Annotated in this window: 17 protein-coding genes and 4 pseudogenes; 12 read left to right on the top strand and 9 right to left on the bottom strand. The window is 68.6% G+C overall.

Annotated features, from left to right (window positions below; translation table 11 throughout):
* Positions 1-60 precede the first annotated feature (60 nt).
* On the top strand, positions 61-1,434 hold the full coding sequence (locus tag ACZ6JY_RS31165) for a UDP-N-acetylmuramoyl-tripeptide--D-alanyl-D-alanine ligase (RefSeq protein WP_469201184.1): 1,374 nt from the start codon (positions 61-63) through the stop codon (positions 1,432-1,434).
* Positions 1,435-1,465: 31 nt separating this feature from the next.
* Here ACZ6JY_RS31165 and ACZ6JY_RS31160 read toward each other — a convergent pair whose 3' ends face one another.
* On the bottom strand, positions 1,466-2,620 hold the full coding sequence (locus tag ACZ6JY_RS31160) for a lipid II:glycine glycyltransferase FemX (RefSeq protein ID WP_469201182.1): 1,155 nt from the start codon (positions 2,618-2,620) through the stop codon (positions 1,466-1,468).
* Positions 2,621-2,756: 136 nt separating this feature from the next.
* Between ACZ6JY_RS31160 and ACZ6JY_RS31155 the strand changes: the two genes are divergently transcribed.
* The gene (locus tag ACZ6JY_RS31155) at positions 2,757-2,999 is read left to right on the top strand and encodes a hypothetical protein (protein ID WP_469201180.1); all 243 of its coding nucleotides are present in this window, start codon (positions 2,757-2,759) and stop codon (positions 2,997-2,999) included.
* A 44-nt stretch (positions 3,000-3,043) separates the two neighbouring features.
* On the opposite strand, the gene ACZ6JY_RS31150 is transcribed toward ACZ6JY_RS31155, so the two are convergent.
* From ACZ6JY_RS31150 to ACZ6JY_RS31140, 3 genes are all read right to left on the bottom strand, one after another.
* The gene (locus ACZ6JY_RS31150) at positions 3,044-4,054 is read right to left on the bottom strand and encodes an aldo/keto reductase (protein WP_469201178.1); all 1,011 of its coding nucleotides are present in this window, start codon (positions 4,052-4,054) and stop codon (positions 3,044-3,046) included.
* A gap of 287 nt (positions 4,055-4,341) precedes the next feature.
* Entirely contained in the window at positions 4,342-5,151 is an 810-nt protein-coding gene (locus tag ACZ6JY_RS31145) for a hypothetical protein (protein ID WP_469201176.1), read from the bottom strand.
* 273 nt (positions 5,152-5,424) lie between these two features.
* Entirely contained in the window at positions 5,425-5,814 is a 390-nt protein-coding gene (locus ACZ6JY_RS31140) for a hypothetical protein (protein ID WP_469201174.1), read from the bottom strand.
* Positions 5,815-5,884: 70 nt separating this feature from the next.
* Between ACZ6JY_RS31140 and ACZ6JY_RS31135 the strand changes: the two are divergent.
* From ACZ6JY_RS31135 to ACZ6JY_RS31125, 3 genes and pseudogenes are all read left to right on the top strand, one after another.
* Positions 5,885-6,799: pseudogene (locus ACZ6JY_RS31135) on the top strand (transposase).
* A 585-nt stretch (positions 6,800-7,384) separates the two neighbouring features.
* Positions 7,385-7,705: a replication-relaxation family protein gene (locus tag ACZ6JY_RS31130; protein ID WP_469201172.1), complete on the top strand. Its 321-nt coding sequence runs from the start codon at positions 7,385-7,387 to the stop codon at positions 7,703-7,705.
* Between the two features lie 190 nt (positions 7,706-7,895).
* A pseudogene (locus ACZ6JY_RS31125) lies at positions 7,896-8,664 on the top strand (IS5 family transposase).
* Positions 8,665-8,736: 72 nt separating this feature from the next.
* Here ACZ6JY_RS31125 and ACZ6JY_RS31120 read toward each other — a convergent pair.
* Entirely contained in the window at positions 8,737-9,063 is a 327-nt protein-coding gene (locus ACZ6JY_RS31120) for a hypothetical protein (RefSeq protein WP_469201170.1), read from the bottom strand.
* Between the two features lie 598 nt (positions 9,064-9,661).
* On the opposite strand from ACZ6JY_RS31120, the gene ACZ6JY_RS31115 reads away from it, so the two are divergent.
* Positions 9,662-10,720, top strand: a complete 1,059-nt coding sequence (locus ACZ6JY_RS31115) for a DUF6461 domain-containing protein (protein WP_469201168.1) — start codon at positions 9,662-9,664, stop codon at positions 10,718-10,720.
* Positions 10,721-11,111: 391 nt separating this feature from the next.
* Here ACZ6JY_RS31115 and ACZ6JY_RS31110 read toward each other — a convergent pair whose 3' ends face one another.
* Complete coding sequence (locus ACZ6JY_RS31110; protein WP_469201166.1) at positions 11,112-11,819, bottom strand: alpha/beta hydrolase; 708 nt, start codon at positions 11,817-11,819, stop codon at positions 11,112-11,114.
* A 200-nt stretch (positions 11,820-12,019) separates the two neighbouring features.
* Positions 12,020-12,370, bottom strand: a complete 351-nt coding sequence (locus ACZ6JY_RS31105) for a TetR family transcriptional regulator C-terminal domain-containing protein (RefSeq protein WP_469201164.1) — start codon at positions 12,368-12,370, stop codon at positions 12,020-12,022.
* A 231-nt stretch (positions 12,371-12,601) separates the two neighbouring features.
* Here ACZ6JY_RS31105 and ACZ6JY_RS31100 point away from each other — a divergent pair.
* Positions 12,602-12,978 (top strand): annotated as a pseudogene (locus ACZ6JY_RS31100) (transposase); the annotation flags it as partial.
* Positions 12,979-13,212: 234 nt separating this feature from the next.
* Here the strand turns inward: ACZ6JY_RS31100 and ACZ6JY_RS31095 are convergent.
* Together ACZ6JY_RS31095 and ACZ6JY_RS31090 are read right to left on the bottom strand one after the other, a co-directional pair.
* Positions 13,213-13,539: a helix-turn-helix domain-containing protein gene (locus tag ACZ6JY_RS31095; RefSeq protein ID WP_469201609.1), complete on the bottom strand. Its 327-nt coding sequence runs from the start codon at positions 13,537-13,539 to the stop codon at positions 13,213-13,215.
* Positions 13,505-14,476 carry an SDR family NAD(P)-dependent oxidoreductase gene (locus ACZ6JY_RS31090; protein WP_469201162.1) on the bottom strand — a complete coding sequence of 324 codons (972 nt, stop codon included), beginning with the start codon at positions 14,474-14,476 and terminating at the stop codon, positions 13,505-13,507. Before ACZ6JY_RS31090 ends, ACZ6JY_RS31095 begins: the two co-directional genes overlap by 35 nt.
* A gap of 55 nt (positions 14,477-14,531) precedes the next feature.
* Here ACZ6JY_RS31090 and ACZ6JY_RS31085 point away from each other — a divergent pair, with 55 nt between their 5' ends.
* From ACZ6JY_RS31085 to ACZ6JY_RS31065, 5 genes and pseudogenes are all read left to right on the top strand, one after another.
* Positions 14,532-14,954, top strand: a complete 423-nt coding sequence (locus tag ACZ6JY_RS31085; RefSeq protein ID WP_469201158.1) for a MerR family transcriptional regulator — start codon at positions 14,532-14,534, stop codon at positions 14,952-14,954.
* Positions 14,955-15,370: 416 nt separating this feature from the next.
* On the top strand, positions 15,371-16,495 hold the full coding sequence (locus ACZ6JY_RS31080; protein ID WP_469201156.1) for an RAD23 family protein: 1,125 nt from the start codon (positions 15,371-15,373) through the stop codon (positions 16,493-16,495).
* Positions 16,492-16,911 carry a hypothetical protein gene (locus ACZ6JY_RS31075; protein ID WP_469201154.1) on the top strand — a complete coding sequence of 140 codons (420 nt, stop codon included), beginning with the start codon at positions 16,492-16,494 and terminating at the stop codon, positions 16,909-16,911. Before ACZ6JY_RS31080 ends, ACZ6JY_RS31075 begins: the two co-directional genes overlap by 4 nt.
* Positions 16,912-17,338: 427 nt before the next feature.
* Complete coding sequence (locus tag ACZ6JY_RS31070) at positions 17,339-17,728, top strand: hypothetical protein (RefSeq protein ID WP_469201152.1); 390 nt, start codon at positions 17,339-17,341, stop codon at positions 17,726-17,728.
* 145 nt (positions 17,729-17,873) lie between these two features.
* Positions 17,874-18,050, top strand: a pseudogene (locus tag ACZ6JY_RS31065) (HNH endonuclease); the annotation flags it as partial.
* Positions 18,051-18,082: the final 32 nt, after the last annotated feature.

Below are 18,082 nucleotides of genomic sequence, written 5' to 3'. Positions count from 1 at the left end.
TCGCCCGCGTATCGAGAACCGCATACGCGCCGGCAACACGTTGCCGCCTTGACTGGGGCCATGACTCAGAGCCGGCCACCCCTCGCCCCACTCCCTCTCTTCCTCCCTCTCTCCCTCGCCGAGATCGCCACGCTCGTCGGCGGCCGGGTCACAGGTGACACGACCGTCACAGTGAGCGCGCCCGCCGTACTGGACAGCCGGCAAGGCGAACCGGGCGGTCTGTTCGTCGCCATGGCCGGTGAGCGCGTCGACGGCCACGACTACGCCGGCCGCACCCGTGCGACCGCCGTGCTCGGTTCGCGGCCGACACCGCTCCCCACCGTCGTCGTCGACGACGTACCGGCCGCACTGCAAAAACTCGCCGCCCACGCCGTGGACCGGCTGCGCGAGCGGCTGACCGTCGTAGCGGTGACGGGCTCGCAGGGCAAGACCAGCACCAAGGACCTGCTGTCCGTGGTCCTTGCGGGCGCCGGGCCGACCGTCGCCACACACGGTTCGTACAACAATGAACTCGGTGTGCCGCTGACCATGCTGCGCGCCGACGCGCACACCCGTTTCCTCGCCCTCGAAATGGGCGCCCGCCACCTCGGCGACATAGCCCACCTCACCGGCCTGGTCGCACCCGACATCGCGGTCGTGCTCAACGTCGGCCAGGCCCACATCGGCGAGTTCGGCTCGCGCGGGGCCATCGCACGGACCAAGGGCGAACTCGTGCGCGGTCTCGCACCCAGCGGCACCGCCGTTCTCAATGCCGACGACCCCCGCGTCGTCGCGATGCGCGCGCTGACCGACGGGCCGGTTGTGACCTTCGGCCGCGCCGAACACGCCGACGTGCGTGTCCAGGACCTGGTCCTCGACCGCCTGGGCCGGGCGACCTTCACGCTGCGCACCTCCGGCGCCCGGGCCCGTGTCGCGCTGCCGTTGGTGGGCGCCCACCAGGCACTCAACGCGGCGGCCGCCGCCGCGGCGGGACTCGCGGCCGGCATCCCCCTGGCCGCTTCGGCGGGGGCCCTCAGCACCGCCTCACTGTCCAGGTGGCGCATGGAGCTGAGCACCCTGGCGTGCGGTGCGACCCTGCTCAACGACTCCTACAACGCCAACCCCGACTCCACCCGAGCCGCCCTGGACACGCTCGCAGCCATCGCAGGGCGGCGCCGTATCGCCGTACTCGGCGCGATGCTGGAACTCGGCGCCCACAGCGAGGCCGAACACCGGGCTGTGGGCGAGTACGCGGCCGCGCGCGCCGACCTGGTGGCCGTCGTCGGCGGTACCGCCCGCCCCGTCGCCGACGCCGCGGGGGAGCGGGCGATCGCGTTCACCGACAACCAAGCGGCCGTCGCCTGGCTGCGCGAGATCCTGACCGGCGGTGACGTCGTCCTCGTCAAAGCGTCGCGCGGCGCCCGCCTCGACGAGGTGGCCGCCGCACTCGGGTAACCGCCCAGCGGGGGTCAGCGCGGCGCGGGGGTCAGCGCCCGCGCCGCCGCATGTACAGGTCGAAGGCGCGGTAGACCAGCGGTCGCAGCGGCAGATCCCACTCCCCGACGTACCGCACCGCCCGCCCCCCGGTGCCGACCTTGAACCGGATCAGGCCCACATGCGGATCGGCGGCGTCGAGCGTCGGCGTGATGCCCCGCAGGTCGTACACGTCGCAGCCCGCCGCCAGGGCATCATGGATCATCGCCCACTGGCACGCGTTGGAACCCCGCACCTCACGCTTGGCCGTCGATGAGGCGCCGTACACGTACCAGGCGTGCGCGCCGACCCGCACCAGGATCGTGGCGGCCACCAACTCGCCCTCGTGGCGAGCAAGGTAGAGCGTGATCCGGCCGGGGTCCTCGGCACTCAACTGCGCGAACATTGTCTCGAAGTACGCCGGCGGCCGCGGCCTGAACCCGTCGCGCGCGGCGGTGTGCACGTAGAGCTCGTGGAACGCCGCGAGGTCCGAGGCGGCACCGGCCGTGACCTCGACCCCCGCCTTCGCGGCCTTCTTGATGTTGCGGCGCCACTGCTGGTTCATGGCCTTCAGGACGTCGTCCTCGGACCGTCCCGCCAGCGGCACCTCGTACGTGAACTGCGGCTGCCCGGCACCGAATCCGTCCTCCGGGCTCTGCGGCAGCCAGCCGGCCGCCCGGAGCCGTCGGCTTACCTCGGCACCGACAGGGTCGGCGTGCCCGTCGGGCAGTCTGGTGAGCCGCCGCACCCCCGGATCGGCCACGCCGTCCTTGACCTGCGCCGCATCCCAGGTGTGCGTCCGCACCGGCGGGCACAGCCGGATCGCGAACGCGCCGCGGGCCTTGAGGTATGCCGCCAGCGGGTCGAGCCACGCACCGATGTCACCGGACCAGTCGATGTCGGGACCCCACGGCAGATAGGCAAGGGTGAACCGCGACAGCCCCGGCACCGGCCGGTGAAGGACAAGCCCCGCCCCCGCGAGCCGCCCGCCGTGGAACCATCCGAGCGACTCACTGCGCCACTCCGTCTTCACCCGCCCCCACGCCGGGGTCTGCACGAAGTTCACCGACCGCCGTGTCCGTACGAAGGACAGGTGCTCGGCGTCGCTGATCGGTGCGACGGTCAGCGTCGCAGGGCGGGGGATGGGTGCTGGGCCGCGGTAGGACATGACGTCAGTCAAGAGGGCCCGGTGTTGCCGGCGCGTATCCGCTTTTCGATACGCCGACGATATGCGCCGCTCAGGTGCTCCGCGCCCGCCACGGATCTGCCAACCGGCCCGGAGAAGGCGATGAACCGCCGGGCGCATGGTGGAAGCGCCAGGTGCCGGGACCGAGACGTTCAAGGCGCCAGGTCAGGCCGTCCTCGACGTGGCCACCCGCGCACAACTGCAACGGCTCGGGGAAGCCGTCGCCGATACCGCGGTGGCGGGCATCCTGTTCACCGGGGTGGCGAGGAAGTGGGCACCGCCGACGTTGGCGGGCAGCGCGCGGATCATGCAGGTGCGCGCGCTGCCCGCATGCACCGCCGGGCCGACCACAGGGCTGTGAAGGCCGGGGTCAAGGACTCGTCGAGGGTCCGGCGGCAGCCCGGATTACCGGGAGCCCGCCACAGGGTGCGGCTTGTAGAAGGACTCCTCCAGGTAGGCGGCGTGGTGCGGCTGGTAGGGCTCCTCCAGGTAGGCGGCCTCGTCTGCGCCGAGTTCGACGTCCACCGCGGCGATCGCGTCGGTCAGTTGGGCCGGCTTGGTGACCCCGACGATGGGCGAGGTCACCGCCGGGTTGCGCATGACCCAGGCCAGGGCAACCTGGGCCGGGGACAGACCCCGCTTGCCCGCGATCTCGTGGACGCGCTCGGTCACTGCCTGGTCCTCGTCGCGGTAGAGGATCTTGCCGCCCTCGTCGGTCTCGGCACGCGCCGTGGCGGTGTCCCGGGCCCGCGTCAGCCTGCCTCGCGCCAGCGGGCTCCACGGGATCACGCCGATGCCCTGGTCGGCGCAGAGCGGGAACATCTCGCGCTCTGCTTCACGGTGGATGAGGTTGTAGTGGTCCTGCATCGACACGAACCGGGTCCAGCCGTTCAGGTCTGCCAGGTACAGGGCCTTGGCGAACTGCCAGGCGTACATGGAGGAGGCTCCGATGTAGCGGACCTTCCCGGACTTGACCGCGTCGTGCAGCGCCTCGAGGGTTTCCTCGATCGGGGTGTCGTAGTCCCAGCGGTGGATCTGGTACAGGTCGATGTAGTCGGTCCCCAGCCGCTTCAGGGAGGCGTCGAGCTCGGCGAAGATCGCCTTGCGGGACAGCCCGGCGCCGTTCGGGCCGGGGCGCATCCGCATCCAGACCTTGGTGGAGAGAACGACCTCCTCGCGCCGGGCGAAGTCCTTGACCGCCTGGCCGACGATCTCCTCGCTGCTTCCGGCGCTGTACCCATTGGCCGTGTCGAGGAAGTTGACGCCGCCCTCGAGGGCCTGCTTGATGATGTCCCGGCCGGCGTCCGCGCCCAGCGACCAGGGCTCGCCGCCCCGGTCCGGCTCACCGAAGCTCATGCAGCCGAGGGTGATGGCGGAGACTTCCAGTCCGGTCATTCCGAGTTTGATGTATCGCACGCGTTCGAACCTAGGCGTTGGAGTGCGCTTTAACGCAACACGTCTCGGCCGGGAATCCGGAGGCGTGGGGCAGGTGCGCCTTGCTGTCAGGATTCAACCGCTTCGGCCAGACGTGCCAGAGAACCCACTGGCGGCGAGTAACAAACTGTCAATTCCCGGCCGAGCGCAGTGCTCGCGTCGGCGCCCCTACCCGCGGCATTTCTAAGAGCTCTGGTCAGCCCCGATGCCGCCGATCGACTGCCCGGAGCCCGCCCTGGTCCTCGCCGGGGCACCGGACTCCGTGTCAGTCAGCGTGGAGGCCGGTCCAGGTTGAGGATGTCGCCAGTGGGCGGCTTGGCCTTCACGGGCTTGTCGAACTCGCTGAAGGTGAGTGTTTCTGGCTTCCCCCCGCCGGACCTCTGGACCAACTTCAAAAGGTAGGGCTTGCCCTCCGTGGCGACGTACAGGGTGAACTTGTCTTTGCCGTCGACGCCGGACAGCTTGATCGCGGGAGTGCCGTCAACCATGGCTTGGCCGTCCCTGCGCGCCGTGGAGGTGTCGGCGTCCTCGTATGCGGACATCTGAAGGTCGAGGTCACAGAACTTGACGTAGTACCTGCCCTCTTCGCTCATCCTGCCCGTCTTCGCCCAGCGGCCCGCGAGCAGGTCGACCGCAGCCTCGACGTCGCTTGCCCGCTCCTCGGTGCCTGTGGCACGCAGGAGCCCTTCCTCATACTTCCTGTAGACCGTGTCGTCAGTGATGATCAGCTGCATCGAATCCGCATGGGACTGCCCCGAATCCGCATGGGACTTCCCCATCGTGCCCGCGCACGTACCTGCGGTGGTGAAAACCATGTCGAGGGTGTTGAGCCCGCTGTCCGTGTCCGGAGTCGTCCCCTTCATTCGCAGTGAATAGGCACCCACGTTCGTCGCAATGGCTTTGGCGGCGATTTCGGCGCCGGACAGTCCGGCAAAGGTGTCCCTCTGCTTGTCCTTGGTTTCTGCCACGGCCTCGTCGCCGGCTCCGGTCTCCCTGTTCTCAGCGCCGCAGGCCGTCAAGGCGGCAGCGGAACAGACCGCAGTGATCGTGACGGCACGCAGGTACAGGTACTGACGCACAAGAATTTCCCCGGGTGTAGTCCACCGGGAGACCCCTGCATCAGCGTCTCCCGTCGCGAGGCTCCCTCCGCGCGACGGCTGAGCATATAGGCACCACCCGGTGCCTATGGTCTGGACTTCAACTGGCTGGCCTCAGCTGACCGGGGGGCGTGCCCTAGATGGTCAGTTCCAAGGGATGCCTGCCGAGGGTGTGGGATGGGCGGCGGCCGAAGCCACCGCGAGACGGCCGGGCGGCGGGCTGCCGGCCCTGGTTGTCGAGGTGGCAGCGGGAGGTCAGGCGTCAGGGTCGACTTCGGGGTGCGTAAACCGCACGGGCTTGCCCAGCGACCGGGCGTAGACGATTTCGGCTCGAGTGCTGTCTCCGATGTAGTCGCCGACTACGAGCACCTCATCAGCGAGCCGGATCTTCGCCCGGTGCAGATCGTCGAGTCGAACCTTCAGCGCCTCGGCTTCGACAGGATCGGACCAAAGTTCGTGCGGCGACTTCATGTCACAGCCCGGTTTGACGACAATCTTTCCGGCTTTGGTCTCCCGCAGATCGGCCTCGTTCATCTCGGCCATGAAGCGGGTGGAGCCGCAGATCACGACGATACGCGGGAGGCTCAACAGCTTCTTCGCGCCGGCGAGCTTCTCCTCGGGGGTGAGTACTTGCGGGTACGACACTGGTTCCTCCTGGTGGTGTGGCCCAAGGGGTGCCTGCGGAGACGAGAACGAGGGTGCCCAGGATCGTTTTGTGACGGACGACGTGGACACCCTCGCGGCAGCACTTTATGCGACGACCGATGACATGCTGAAGGAGCATCTCGACCTGGCGCCATGGCGCCCGCCGGTTGGCATCACGCCCCGCCTGAGAGATGCCGAACTGGTCACCCTCGCCACGATGCAGCCATACTCGGCTACCCCTCCGAGGCCAAATGGCTCCGCCACGCCCGTGCCCACCTGCGCCACCTCATCCCCTGCCTGCCCCAGCAGCCCGGCTACAGCAAGTGGCTGCGCACGGCCGCCGGTCTGATGCCCAGCGTCAACCGGATCCTGGCCACCAGCGCCTCGGCCCTCAGTGTGGGCGGGGACGTATGGGTCGTGGACTCCACCTGGAATGCGGCCGCTCCTGCGAGACCGTCAAACGCTCCGGCCTGGCAGGTTGGGCCGAATACGGTTACTGCGCCAGCCGCAGCAGCTTCTTCTGGGGCCTGCGCCTGCACCTGGTCTGGCACCCTTCAGGGCCTGCCCATCGCCTTCGCCCTGACCGGGGCCAGGGCCGACGAACGTAAGACCCTCCTTGACCTCCTGGCAGCCGAATGCGAGTTTCTGCGAGAGCGCCCCGACAGACTCTCATCGCGACAAGAACTACTGCGGCCGTGGTTTTGAACGCGGACTGTACGAGCGTTGAGTCCAGTTGCTGAGGCCTGCCCGTAAAGGTGAACGGGAACGACATGGTGCGGCCCTGTTCAAGCCGCTGTGACAGGTCATCGAATCGATCAACGAGGCCTTCGAGGGACAGCTTGACCTCGAACGGCACCAAGGACACACACCCGGAGGTGTCGTAGCCCGCGTTGTGCAACGCATCCTGGCGCTGACCGCCGCGATCTGGCACAACAACGCCACGGGACAAGCCGCCCCACGCTCACTGACCGCCTACGCTCACTGACCCCTTGGAGCAGATCGTCTATGCAGGCCCGCTGGGTCTGCTCCGGGGCGAGCTGGGGCACCTCGGGCGACGCCATCTCCATGGCGGCTGCTTTCCATGGCGGCTCCTTGCTGTTCACGGGCCGCACGCCTGCTGCGCCCGGCTGATTGCCTTACGGTGCGTGCCTGACCCTATGGACAGAGATCGCGCTTCGGGACACGGTGCGGCCATGACGTCGGTCACGGACAAACCCGCCGGCGCGGGACCTCTGCGGCGAGATCCTCCTTACCCTCGCGCAACTGCGCCTAGCCACACCCCGCCAGCTCAAGGCGCTGCTGCTCCCGCACCAGCAGGGCACCGACCACGTGCGCCGCGCGCTGCGCAATCTGCGCGTGGAATCCCCGGCCCTGGTCGGCCGGACTCACTGCGCCCAGCAGAGCTACTGGTACTGCACCCCGGGCGGGTCTCGCCGAAGTCGCGGCCTCCGGTGAGCTCGCGCCGACGGCCGGCCGGACGACGGGGAAGCGCATCACGGCCGGCAAGACGGGCCTGCGCGAGTACGGCCTCGCCCCGGTCGACACCCTCATCGCCTTCCACCGGGCAGAGGTGGCCGACCATGCCGACTGGCAGGGTGGAAGTCGCCACCCCACCCCGGCCGAGAACCTGGTGCCCGACGCTGTGGCGCTCCTGGCCGAAGGCTCCGGCGCATTCGTGGAGATCGACAGCACCATGTCCTACGCCCGCCTTCTCGCCAAGCTGGAGCGCTACGACGCCTACCGCGGCGCCCCGCGCCCGGGCGGGGAAACACTGGCCGCACCCCCGCGTAGCCACTGGCAGGAGCCTACGCCGGGCCGTACCTGGACGGGCCCTTCCCACCGCTGCTGTTCGTCTTCCTCCCGGCCCCGCGCCGTGCGGCCCCGGACATGAGGGAGGCCGCTTCCACGACCGCGCCCGCTGCCTGTTGAACGGGAACTACCGGATGACCGTGGCGACGGCGACCCTGCACTAACTGATCGTTTCAGAATGAGTTGAGCCGTGGGTCTTGCACTCGACGATCTCGGTCGGCGGCGTGTCCGGCGTGCGTGCTGATCTCGTTCCTGACGACCTGTAGGAGCGGGTGGCCCCGCTGCTGCCGCCCGCCCCCGAACGGCGCCATCGCCACCCGGGGCGGCTGCGTGTTCCCGATCGAGTGGCGCTCACCAGCGTCATGTACGTGCTGCGGACCGGTGTCGCGTGGCGTGACGTCCCCGCGGAGAGGGTGGGCTGTTCCGGCGTGACGGCCTGGCGGCGACTGCGGGACTGGACCGAGGCCGGCGTGTGGCCGCGCCTGCACACCGCCCTGTTGACCGAGCTTCGTCGTGCCAGCCTGCTGGACCTGGACGAATGCTCCGTGGACGGGGCGCACGTCCGGGCTCTCAAAGGGGGGATCACGTCGGCCCCTCGCCCGTCGATCGGGCCCGCTCTGGCTCGAAGCACCACCTGATCGTCGACCGTCACGGAACCCCGCTCGCCGTCACGCTCAACGGTGACAACTGGCACGACGTCACCCAGCTCCTTCCCCCGCTCGACGCCGTTCCGTCGATCCGGGGTCTGCGTGGACGTCCCCGCCGCAAGCCCCGGCGCCTGTATGCCGACCGGGGCTACGACTTGGACAAATACCGCCGCCTGCTGCGGAAGCGCGGCATCAAGCCGATAATCGCCCGACGCGGCGTCGCCCACGGCTCGGCCTGGGCAAGACCCGCTGGGTCATCGAGCGCACGTTCGCCTGGCTGCACCAGTTCAAACGGCTCCGCACTCGCTACGAGCGCCGCGCCGATCTCCACCAGGGCCTGCTCGAACTGGCCTGCAGTCTCATATGCCTGCGTCGCCTCCGAACTTCGTTCTGAAAGATCAGTAAGGGACTCATCGAAGTTGATGGCAGGGTAGCGAAGTCGGGTTCCTGCCCTTGCGAGCTGACCTCAGGTGAGGTCGAAGGTGACGCTCACGGAGCCGTCCCAGTCCGGTGCCTCCACGAGCGTGAGACTTCCATCCTCGGCCTCGACGACTCGCACCGTGGTCCCGCCGCAGTCCTCATCTGGAAATGCAATGGAGAAGTGGGGATCCATCTCCATGAGGAAGTCCCAGCCCTCGCGTTGGGTCGCGTCAAGGGCGTTGGCATGCCGACCGGTCGCCCGCCACTTGCCGACCGCGTCGATAGTGGCAGCGATGTTGATGTCGTACATCTCAAGGCAAATCGACTGATTAGCCCACCATTCGAGGCGGCCCTGGCCCACGAATCGATCCATGAGCACACTATGCAACTGTGCAGGCCGACCGGGCGAGCCTGCACGGCTGCCGGCCGTCGTGGGGCAGGCCGCGACACAGAACTGCATGGGGCAGACCGGACGGGTCCTCGCCTTATCCGGCGGTACCCCATACGCCTTCGCCGCCTCGCGACCTCATTCTGAAACCATCAGTAACACCCGCGACGGCGCCGACCGGCCAGTGCGGCGAGGCGGCGGCCACGATCAGGGCCGGCGGGCACTGACCGCGCTGCCCAAGCCGCGGTATGCACAGCGGACCTGGCCCCCCAGGCCGGGCCAGCAGCCCTGCCCCGGCTGCCGGTGGCGCTGGAAAAGCTGACCGGATGAACGGAGACGAGCAGACGCTGAACGGCCGCGTCCACGGCGCGGAGCACGACGCTCCCAACCCCGGCCCACTCCCGCACCGTACCTACGCCGATCCGGACCGCAGCCCGCTGGATGGCCTGCTGCTGGGCATTCACGGGTGGCGGACAGGGGAGACGGCGTCTGAGGAGTGCCCCCTACATTCCGGTCGACGGCGCGCCCGCACGCTCGATGCGACCGGGCCCCGACTGTCAGTGGCGCAGACGACAATCCCTGCATGACCTCACCCCAGCACCTTCAGAACCTCCTCGCCGAGTTAGGGCTTGAGCAGGCAGCCACGTTCACGGCTGTGCACGGCGGTGACGAGGACGCTGTCATCCGGCTTTTCGGCGGCAACCCCGAGCAGTGCCGCCCCCTGCGACTGGAGAACCTGCGCGAGCACTATGAGAGGGAGCTCATCCTGGTCTCCCGGTCAGGACCTGCCGTCATCGTCGTGGAGAACAACAACCATCAAGGGTCTCGCGAGGAGGTGCTGCGCCCGCTCTCCCGGTACGGCCGCACCGCCAGCGCCTACTGGAACGTCAACGCGGTTTCGCAGCTGAGCCTGGCCGAGGACGGGATGATCTCCTCCGCCTTCGAAATGATCGCGCCCGAGGACAAATTCGGCGCACGCCCCGACGCCTGGCAGCCCCTGCTGGAAGGTCTGAATCTGGACGACGGTCATCTGTGGGGCATCGGTCTGGCGGCTGTCGAGCGCGCGACCGGTGCGCGATTCGACAGCGCCTGGGTAGGCGGCCCGCACCGCGCTGTGGAGATCACGCGGGTTCCGGAGTACCTGCTGGGGCAGGGACTCATCGACTCGCCCCTGCTCAACCGGGAGCCCTTCCTCAGCTACCTGGCCGGTCTGGGGCCCTCGCTGCTGAGCCCGATGCGGCGCCACGCCCTTGACCTGGCCCTCGCGCATGCCGACCTACGCGAACACCCCCTGGCCGTAGCAGCACTGACAGCCGCCACCCTCTTGGCCGATGCGAGAGTGCGGCTGCGTGAGGACCTCACTGCCGCACATGACCGAGCGCTCTCCCGGGCTCGCGCACTGCTGATCGGCGAGCCGGAAGACTTCGAACCCGAGTGGGAACGCCCCTCCCACCTCGTCTTCCGCCAGGCCATCGTCTTCGGTGTCCTCGCCCAGTGCGTCACCGCCCATCTGCCCACCCCAACGGACGGCCTTCCGGACATCCTCAGCTCCTTGGTCACGGCGATGACCGGGGACGGTGCATGCGTCGAGGAGTTCTGGATGGTCATGCACCTGCACAACGCGGCATGTAGAGCAGCCTGACCCGCACCGTCAGACCCCGGCGAACTCGCCGGGAGATTCGGCCGTCAACCACAGGAGAACCTCCATCCCGAGGTCGCAGGATGAGGTGTCACGGCCGGGGCCGATCAGTGCGGCCTCGCCAGGGGAGCGGGCAAGTGAAGTCCCCGGCGACTGCTGGTGCACAGCGGTCACCGGGGACTTCGTGGAAGTCGTCCGGAGCCGACGGGGGAGGCGGCGCCCGGGAGACGTTCAGGGGGAGTCCGTGGTGGTCGCCTCCGCGGCAGGGGGCGGCGCCTTGGAGCCGGTCCAGCCGCTCGTACAGTGCCCGCAGCGTACGGGCCCGGTTCCTGACCGGAACGGGCAACCAGCACACCTGCTCCTGCTTGTCCGCTTGTCTGCCTGCGCATCCAACTCATGCCTGAGTGCAGGGCAGTACCGCGTCCGCAATCACACGGGCCGTCTCTCGCCCGACCTCGGTCACGGAAATCTCGGTCGCCGGTAGGCACCGTTGCGTCGTGGGCTCGTACACGCAGCCCAGCACCCCGGCGTGGTCGGTGGCCGGCTCGGACAGCTCGGAGTCCCAGCCATAGGCAAGGAGAGCTGCGTGCAGTTCGCGCGAGGAATCGCCGGGCACGACCGTGTCCGTGGTGCCGTGCACGAGCCGAATGGGCACGGATGCCACTGCCGGGCCGAGTGCCTGGAGCGGCACGGTGCCCGTCGTGCGTGCCGGGCGCCGGTAACCGCCCGCGATGCCGACCACAGCGGCGGGCCGCCAGCCTTCGAAGAGCTCAGGCTGGAGGGCGACGCCCACCGCGGCGGCTGCGCCCGCCGACCACCCCGCGAGAACCAGTTGCCCGGGCCCGTTGACGGAGTCGCGCACGTAGTCGCGGGCGACCCGCAAGGCATCGGTGAGATGTTCCCGGCCGTCGTCAGGCCGGTCCGAACGCCAGTCGGGGACAAGGACGGTGGGGCCGAGACCGGCGACCTCCTGGGCCAGCGGGGCCATTACGTCACGCTCATCGGGCCCCATTCCGTGCCACAGCAGCACACACCGATGGTCGTGCCGGCCGGAGGTGTAGACGTCGAGCAGTTTGCCGTCGCCGCCAGTGGAGTAACGCACAGTCCGGGTCGTGATCCTCAAGTCCGGACCCTCCGATCGAGGTTGAAGCCGCGGTCTGCGCTGCGCGAGAGCCGCGGCGCACAGCGGGGGAGCCGCCTATGGCGTGAGGCACCGTCACCGTGCTGGTGACCGGTGGGCTGCCGGGCTCCAGCTCGACGTTACCCCGGCGGACGCACATGAACGCCTGGGGACCGGGACTGTCACTCCCGGGGCGGGCGCCGCGCTGTCGCGTGCGCCGGTTCGGAGACGACATCGATCAGCAGCGGAAGGCAGGCCACGCCCAACTCCTCGGGAGCCAGGTGGCTCGGCTCGACGAGGCTCTGTGCCAGGGACCACTCTTGGAGCGCGGTCGTGAGGTGGGTCAGGGAGTCAGGGTCGGTGGGCCGTCGTCCGAGGCGTTCGAAGAGGTGTCCGAGCAGCTGGACGATCTCCCCGCGCAGCCACCGGTCGTGGTCGGCCAGGGTACGCGCCGTGGCGGGGTGCCGGATGGCGTGCAGAGTGAACTCTGTGGACAACAGATACCAGCGGCGCTCGCGCCTCGTCGAGCGCACTCATCTGCGTGAGCACCTCTCGTACGGGATCGTCCGCGTCCTCCAGTTCGTCGACCGCGCGCCAGCGAGGCACGCGAGGCGGGCGCCCACTCGGCCAGCCAGCCGGTGAGCCGGCTCCACACGGCAGTGATCTGCTCTATCTCACTCTGATCCGACGTTTCGCCAATCTACAAGCAGCGAACCGGGCTCCGTCTGCATGCGGTTGCTCGATTGCCCGGGCAGAAATTCGAGCCCGCCACTCGCACCTGGTCGCGCCGCGGCCACACCCCCCATCATCCAGGTTCGGGGCCGCTCCCGGCGCCGTTTGCCGCCCGGCGAAACGCTCCCGGCTGATCTACCGGCCCTGCCCCGACGCCCGTCCTGACGGGCGCAAGAGCTTCTTCTGGCAGGACTACCGTGACCTGATCAAGACCGCCCATCAGCAGCTCGACGGGCCGATCGTGCTGACCCGGGACCAATCGCAATACCCGCCCGGCAGCCGGGATCCGCCGGTACATCGCCGGCCGCGACTGGCTCACCGTGGTGCAGTGGCCCTCGTATGCACCCGACCTCAATCTGAGAGTGTCTGGTCCGTGCTGCGGCGCACCTCGCTGGCCGACCGGGCCTTCGGACCCTGCCGCCTCGGCCTGCTCGGAGTCGCGACCGTGGACGCGCCAACCACCCCCGTGGGGAATCCGTCCGACTTCCTTCACGTCCAGATGCACCATGTGGCCGGGCCGGTGAGCGGTGATCTTGCCCGGCGCCCGGTTGCTGTCACCGCACGGATCGAGGAACCGGCGGTGTCCGAGTCCCAGTCGGTTCGGATGCCGCGTGACGATACGGCGGTTGAGCGTGTGGCCGAGCTAGTCCAGCTCGTGAGTGATCCGCTGCGCGGACCACTTGTTCTGCCGCCGCCAGGACTCGATCTTTTCGATCACCCACGCCGGGGTCGCACGCGGGATGTGGTGTGGGGTCGACGGACGGTCGAGCAGGCCGAGGTCGCGATGACGGCGCCACCGGTTGACCCACTTCGAGGCGCACGCCCGCGAGATGCCCATCTCGGCGGCGACGTGCGCGATCGGGCGGGTGCGGCAGCGTTCGATGAGGCGACGTCGGCCCTCGACGGTCAGTGGGGCATTTGCCGGTGCGGTGGCGTCATCGGCTGATTGGCGTGGTGCCGGTCGCGGCAATGGACAGTTCCCACAGCCGTGCGGCCGCACGGGGATCGATGGCATAGGCGCGGACACCGCCGTCGTCCATGGGCGTCTCCGGGGCGGAGACGCCGGCGATGTCACAGTCCTCCAGGTAGAGGCCGCCGCGGTCGGCAAGGTGAGGCGAGGTGGCGGCCCACAGGCCGGTGGCGGCGCCCTGGGAGGGGGTCTTGAAGCCAGCGCCGATCACGTTGCCGTGCTCGTCCACCCACCCGCGCTCGATCTGCTCCTGGAGGGCCATCTCCCGCTGCAGCCCGGTGATGATCTTGCCTGGGTGGAGCGCGAAAGCCCGGACGCCGTCTGCCTGCCCGAGGGCGTCGAGGTGCACCGCGAAGAGCGCGTTGGCGGTCTTGGCCTGGCCGTAGGCCAGCCACTTGTCGTAGCCGGTACGAAAGTGCGGGTCGTGCCAGCGGAAGTCGGTCAGGGCATGGCCGGCGGAGCTGTTGACCACGACGCGTGCACCGTTGGCGCCGGCCAGGAGCGAGTACAGCTCACAGGCGAGGGTGAAGTGCCCGAAGTGGTTGGCGGCGAGCTGGCTCTCCCAGCCGGGCCCGACGTGTCGCTCGGGAGCGGCCATGACACCGGCAACGGCCATGAGCAGGTCGAGCCTGGACAGGGAGTCACGGATGTGCGCGGCTGCGGCCCGCACGCTGTCAGGGTTGGTCAGGTCCATGGGGATGACGTCACAGCCCTTCACGTCCGCGAGCTCGGCGCGGGCGACGTCAGGTCGGCGTGCCGGGACGATGACGCGGGCTCCGGCAGCCGCGAGGGCACGGGTGGTTTCCAGGCCAAGCCCGGAATAGCCACCGGTCACCACGGCGCTCGTGCCGGACAAGTCGAGGCCCGCGGTGACGGCCTGGGCAGTACTGGTGGCGGAAAAGGGCGAGTCGATCGGCTGCTGATCAGTGCTGGTCATGCCGCCGAAGCTACGATCTAGAGCGAGGTCTAGATCAAGCCCTAGGCTGTGACGCATGGCAACCACCGAGACTGTCGCAACGCCACTGAGCATCGGCGGAGTGGCCGAGCAGACCGGGCTCAGCGTCCACGCGCTGCGCTTCTACGAGCGTGAGGGCCTGCTCATCGGCCCGGTCCAGCGCACCTCCGGCGGCCGGCGACGGTATAGCGCACTCGACGTCGACTGGCTGCTGATCTGCGTCAAGCTACGAGAATCCGGGATGCCGCTGGCTGACCTGAAGCAGTTCGCCGAGCTTGTGCGGCACGGCCCTGGCAACGAGGCGGAACGCCTGCAGCTCCTCGAAGCCCACCGGCAGCGCGTGGACGCACAGATCCAAGCGCTGGAGGAGTGCCGGTCCGTCATCACCTGGAAGGTCGGCGTCTACGCCGACCACCTCGCCCGCGGCAAGGCCGACGGACTCTGGGACCCGACAGCCTGAGACACCCGGGTGTGAACCGCCCAGGAAACCGCCCGGTCTTTCGTGGCCCGACGGGCATGTCTGGAGGGCAGGTCGTACACCCGGCAGGTCCGGCCAGCACTCGTTCGTGGTCTTCGCCGGGCTCTCTGTGGAGGTGGGGTGTCGGCGGTTGGCCAGATGACAGGTGTCGGACGCGGAAATCAGAGATGTGCATTGGTGTGTACCAATGCCGTGGCGTCCTGGACGCCATGCGGTTGTACGGCCGCCGTATGCCTCTTTTTGAGTTGCAGAGTGAAAGATCCACGTGACCCAACGAATACGTGCCATAGTGCGCACTGCCGCGCTCGGCGCCACGGCAACTGCCGTCCTGCTCACCTCGCCTCACCTCGCGTCAGCGGCCACGTCGAGCCGTCGAGCCCGGTAGCCCCACCCCCGATGTGTCGGCCCCGCCGGAGGCCACCAGGGTTCCGGAATCCACCCCGACTCCGGACACCTCCGCCACGCAGGACCCGGTCAAGGCCCCTGCGCCCACCCGCACGCCGGACGCCACCCCCGAGTTCCCGGACAAGGGGGCTGAGGAAGGCAGGGAGCTCAAGGCCACCCCGGAGGAGCTCGCCGAAGCCAAAGCCGCTGAGGGCTACTGGACTCCGGACCGTATCGCGAAGGCCGTGCCCGCCAACCCCGAAAAGGGAGTCGAGGACGGACCGCCGACGACGGCAGGCGATTTGCTGCGCGCCCCCTCCAGCCTCAACAACAACGGTGTCGCCACCGCAGGCGTCTTCCCTATCAACCAGGACGACGACCCGCAGTCGGACCTGGGCAAGCGTGACCAGTTCTGCTCCGCCTCCTCCGTGGTCTCGCCCAACAAGTCCCTGGTGATCACGGCCGCACACTGCCTCAACGACAACGACAACGACCGGTTCCGCAACCTTGCCTGCGCGCCCGGCTGGAAGGCCGGCCCACAGCACAGGGGCCGCGGCATCGCCCCCTACGGCGTCTTCCCGGTCAAGAAAGGGAAGATCTGGATCGACGGCCGCTACCTGCCCCTGGGAACGCAAAAGGCCGATGACCTCGACTTCGCCCTGCGGACCGGCCCGAATCCCAAGGGCCAGTTCCTGGAGAACGCAACGGGGATGGGCAACGAGCTGACCACCCTCCCCGCCTCCGGCAGCCTACGCAGGACGCTTCCTGGAGATCGCCTGCGACGGATTCGCACCGGGTGTATCCGGCGGCCCGTTCCTTCGCAACTTCAAGGCAAGCGCGGAGACGTCATCGGCGTCATCGGCGGCTACAAGACCGGCGGTAAATACGACAACGTCTCCTACTCCTCGCAGTTTGACGCCGATGTCGTGCGGCTTTACAACCAGGCCGTGAACGACTCCACGCCGGACAAAACCTCCCAGAGCCAGGGCATGGGCGACGCGGGGCTATGGAGACACGCCACTGCCGCGGCCACCGGCCAGTTCCACACCTCGTCACAGAAGACGAAGGACGGCGACCTGGTCCGTGAAGTGGTCCGACGGGGAGGTAACGCTCTACCCTGGCGACCAGTCGCAGGGTGATCACCGCGGGTGACTACACCGGCTCCAACGCGTACGACCTCATGGTGAAGTGGGTCGACGGCGAGGTCACGATCTACAAGGACGTCGACGAGAACACCCAGCTGCCCACCTCCACCTCCGAGCAGCCAGCGAACGAAATAACGATCGCCTGGGCCGGTTCGACGTGGAAGTTCGCCAAGGGCATCGCGACGGGCAAGTACGACGGCAACAAGTGGGCCGACGACCTGGTGGTCCGCTGGGTGGACGGCGAAGTCACCAAGTACACCAACGTCGACGGCGGCGGCCTCCACGAAGAGCGGCAGCTCCTGGCCCCCAACGCCCTGTGGAAGAAGCCACGCCTCCGTCATCGAGGTTGGCGACTTCGACGGGTCGACCAACTCCGACTTCGACGTCTTCGTACGCTGGTCGGACGGTGAGCTGACCATCTACGAGGACATCGGTGCTCACGGCCTGGGCAAGGAAAACCGGCTCAAGGGCCCGAACGGCACGTGGAAGCATGCCCGCGTCATCACTCCGGGCGAATTCGGCGGGAACCTCTGGGAGGACGACGCCTTCGTGCGCTGGTCCGACGGCGAGGTCTCCGTGTACGGCAACACCCAGGCCGACGCACTGGGGCGCGAATACCAGCTCGTCCCTCCCGGATAGGATCGTTTCATGCGGATACGTCACGCAATTCCTCTGTCCGTAACCACTATGGCCGTACTGATGTCCGGCTGCGCGGATGAGCGGAGCGGGGATGAAGGCAGCAGGAATGACCCGCCGGGGAGCACCGGTGCTTCGTCGCAGCCGCCGAAGCCGTCCGCATCCTCCAGGGGCACCCGCCCCTGGGAGCCCGACGACGCGTTGCAGCGTGCGGAGCGCGCGCTGGAGGCCGCTGCCGACGACGGAACAGAACCGGACCTCCTCGACTCCGGCACTGCCTACATCGGTTCGGGCCTGGACAAGTCCTTCTCGGTGAGCGGTGACAAGCCCTACCGGCTGGACATCACCTGCGACACGGACAGTGTCGAGGAGCTCACCCTGATTCTGTCCCGGGGGGAAGAGGAGCAGTCCTACGGGCTGGGTTGCGGGGACCGCGAGGCGGACCAGTTCAACCTCCCGGCGGACAAGCCCTTCAAAGCCCGCGTCGACCCCTACAAGCGCGGCACAGGACTCATCGCATGGCGTCTCAACGCGGTCGACCCCGGCGATGTGGACGGGTGCGACGACGACATCGACGCGTGCGACGACTGAGGCGTCCCGCAATCCGCGTACGGGGTGACCTCGGATCTCACAAGCTTCGAGGTCACCCCCGGCACGGGTTCAGCTACCGCCCGCTCGACGGGATAAGCAGGGCCTGAATCAACAGCAGCGATCACGCGATCGTGGGCCGGTCCGGGTGGACTATCCGCAAAAGGAACTCATCGCGAGACTCCTGGCGGACACCTGCGAGATCTGCGGAAGCAAGGGCAACGCGCAAGTGCACCACGTCCGTGCTCTCGCCGACCTCGCACATGCCGGATGGGAGCTTTCCGACTGGGCGCGCGTCATGTTCCGACGAGGCCGCAAAACGGTCGTGGCCTGTTCGGCGGGAGGCCGTGCGGAACA

It is taken from the genome of Streptomyces sp. NPDC046335 (assembly GCF_055587985.1).
Note: the sequence above shows the minus strand (reverse complement) of the source record. Positions and strands in the feature narration are given on the sequence as shown.

Excerpts from the sequence above, each read along its gene's own strand:
- ACZ6JY_RS31115 (WP_469201168.1), top strand. The coding sequence starts at position 9,662 with ATGACCTCACCCCAGCACCTTCAGAACCTCCTCGCCGAGTTAGGGCTT.
- ACZ6JY_RS31160 (WP_469201182.1), bottom strand. The coding sequence starts at position 2,620 with ATGTCCTACCGCGGCCCAGCACCCATCCCCCGCCCTGCGACGCTGACC.
- ACZ6JY_RS31155 (WP_469201180.1), top strand. The coding sequence starts at position 2,757 with ATGGTGGAAGCGCCAGGTGCCGGGACCGAGACGTTCAAGGCGCCAGGT.
- ACZ6JY_RS31165 (WP_469201184.1), top strand. The coding sequence starts at position 61 with ATGACTCAGAGCCGGCCACCCCTCGCCCCACTCCCTCTCTTCCTCCCT.
- ACZ6JY_RS31090 (WP_469201162.1), bottom strand. The coding sequence starts at position 14,476 with ATGACCAGCACTGATCAGCAGCCGATCGACTCGCCCTTTTCCGCCACC.
- ACZ6JY_RS31120 (WP_469201170.1), bottom strand. The coding sequence starts at position 9,063 with ATGGATCGATTCGTGGGCCAGGGCCGCCTCGAATGGTGGGCTAATCAG.
- ACZ6JY_RS31085 (WP_469201158.1), top strand. The coding sequence starts at position 14,532 with ATGGCAACCACCGAGACTGTCGCAACGCCACTGAGCATCGGCGGAGTG.